A 2,217-nucleotide genomic window follows, 5' to 3' on the forward strand; every position below is an offset into this window, starting at 1 on the left:
CCGGCGCGCGCTTCGGCCGGATGAGCCATATCGTATACGTGGCGTCGTAATTCCCGCGAGATATGCGACCTGTGCATGCGAACCAAATGGCCTAGCCAGATCACGTAAGGAGCTCACGATGCCAGGGCGAAATGGGGACGGCGGTCCCCGCCACAACGTCCGTCGTGGAGCTGGGTTTACACTGATCGAGGCCCTGGTCGTCATCGCAATCATCGGCATCCTGGTCGCCCTGTTGATTCCGGCCGTGCAGGCGGCAAGGGCCGCAGCGAGGCGGATGCAGTGCGTCAACAATCTGAAGCAAATTGGCCTGGGGATTCATCAGCACGCCGAGACACGGAACACCTTCCCGAGTGGCGGCAGCGGTCCACTCCCTGCCTCATATTTGGTCCAGATTCTCCCCTACCTGGAAAACAGCGTCCTGTACAACGCGATCAACTTGACGGACCCGTTCGGAGTCGCCAACTCGACTGCCCAGAGTCTGACACCGAGGTACTTTATCTGCCCTTCGGACGCGGGAGGGAGACCACCGGACATGGAACATGCCGTCAACTATGCGGGCAACACCGGACGAGACGTGCTTGCGGGTGAGGGCATATTCATTTTAAAGCCGCTAGCGGCGAGGGACATCACCGACGGCCTCAGTCAGACCGTGGGTGTTTCCGAGTGGCTCATCGGGCCGAGCTTCGGCGTGGATTTCAACCCGAAACAGGGCCGGGACCTGTCGACGATCGACCGGAATCGGCGAAGATACAAGCTCAGGCAAGTCTATACGGACAGCCCGGCGGATCTCGACGCGTTCGTCCGCACCTGCGAGACGCTCAATCTGGCCGATATTGATCCTGGAGGCGTGACCGGTTTCACCACGGGGTTTTCCTGGCTCACTGGCAACCTCTTATCCGGCACCCAGTATAACCACGTGATGCGGCCCAACCAGCCATGCTGCTGGGCCATGCAAAATATAACCGCGGCCACCGCTTCCAGCCTCCACGTCGGGGGTGTTCACGTGCTGATGATGGATGGCGGGGTTCGCTTCGTCAAGGATTCGATTGACCCGCAGGTTTGGACTGCCGTCGGTACCCGTGCGGGCGGCGAAGTCGTGCCGAGCGACTTTTGAAGCAGGTGATCCTCGACCGTAATCGAACGGTATCCCGGATCGGGGAACTCAGTCGTCGATGGTCAGGCACCCGACGCGAGTAATCTGGGGGAGATCGATAACCAATGGGCATCGCAGGATCGACAAGACGATCCAAGCTGATCGACCAAGGCTTCCCAAACCCCTTCCAAATTACCCATTTTGGGTGAGTGACCACGACTTCCCCAACTACCGCAACTTACTGGGACTTCTTACTGGATAGCCTTTAAGAAACTCGCTCGTAGATAGCAACTCCTATCCGCAAGATGAGCTGGTTCGCCTTCATCACGTACGGTTCATGAATCGGACGTCGCCAGTCCGATGTTGAGGCGTGTACGACCCCTGTTGCGTCTGGATCCACGTCCCCTTCGTGCACAATCTGATTTCGCCGATCGACGATTGAGTTCAGCTCCTTCGCAACGTCCCCCGGGGCGAGATTGAGCCGTCGGTCGATATCCCTCCAGAGGTCCCCATCTCTGAGAAGCAGAATGCCATTCTCGATTTGCTCAGGTCGCTGGTATGTTCTATTTATGAATGAATTCAGTATTTCTTGTTCTATAGCATTCGTTTGACTTGGGTTTTCCATGTAGGACAACATGACGTTCACGGGCAATTTTAGGCTTCTGAACCTCTGGGTCCTAAGCCGGCTCCCCGCCAGCATTTCTCGAACTCCTACGCAAACGAGGTCTCGTACGAAGGTGTCGAGCGCTCCAACGACTGCCACAATCGATGCTCGTAGCGTGTCTTCCGGCTGGTAAATTGGGACTGATATGCTTTGAAGAGAAACGTACAACACCCTGAGGTGTTCCGCCAATTCCCAATTGGCATCGAAACGCGATTTTGCCTTCTTCATGTTGTCGATCCTTTGTCTGATAACATCAGCAGTTGATCACTCGCAATCCCTCGCCCTGCGAAACCCCGCCGCGTCCGCCGCTTTCGAGCTGGGGAAGGAGGCGCGGTTCGCCGGCGCCATCTTCGCCGCGTTCCATCTCCCGGTTGAGAGACCGACCATCCTGCAGGATGACCACCGCGATCGTACGCCCGTACCGATCGGCGCCGCGCGGCTGGATGGTCACCAGCTTCTC

At 57.6% G+C, this 2,217-nt stretch carries 2 protein-coding genes and 1 pseudogene; 1 reads left to right on the forward strand and 2 read right to left on the reverse strand.

The genetic code is table 11. The features are described 5' to 3' along the window. Positions 1-118 precede the first annotated feature (118 nt). Positions 119-1,114: a DUF1559 family PulG-like putative transporter gene (locus G6O54_RS36695; RefSeq protein WP_165236021.1), complete on the forward strand. Its 996-nt coding sequence runs from the start codon at positions 119-121 to the stop codon at positions 1,112-1,114. Between the two features lie 244 nt (positions 1,115-1,358). On the opposite strand, the gene G6O54_RS36700 is transcribed toward G6O54_RS36695, so the two are convergent. Both G6O54_RS36700 and G6O54_RS36705 read right to left on the reverse strand, forming a co-directional pair. After that, positions 1,359-1,985: a HEPN domain-containing protein gene (locus G6O54_RS36700; RefSeq protein ID WP_165236018.1), complete on the reverse strand. Its 627-nt coding sequence runs from the start codon at positions 1,983-1,985 to the stop codon at positions 1,359-1,361. A gap of 25 nt (positions 1,986-2,010) precedes the next feature. After that, positions 2,011-2,217 (reverse strand): annotated as a pseudogene (locus tag G6O54_RS36705) (hypothetical protein); the annotation flags it as partial.

The sequence above is a fragment of the Aquisphaera insulae genome (assembly GCF_011064615.1).
Lineage (GTDB): Bacteria > Planctomycetota > Planctomycetia > Isosphaerales > Isosphaeraceae > Aquisphaera > Aquisphaera insulae.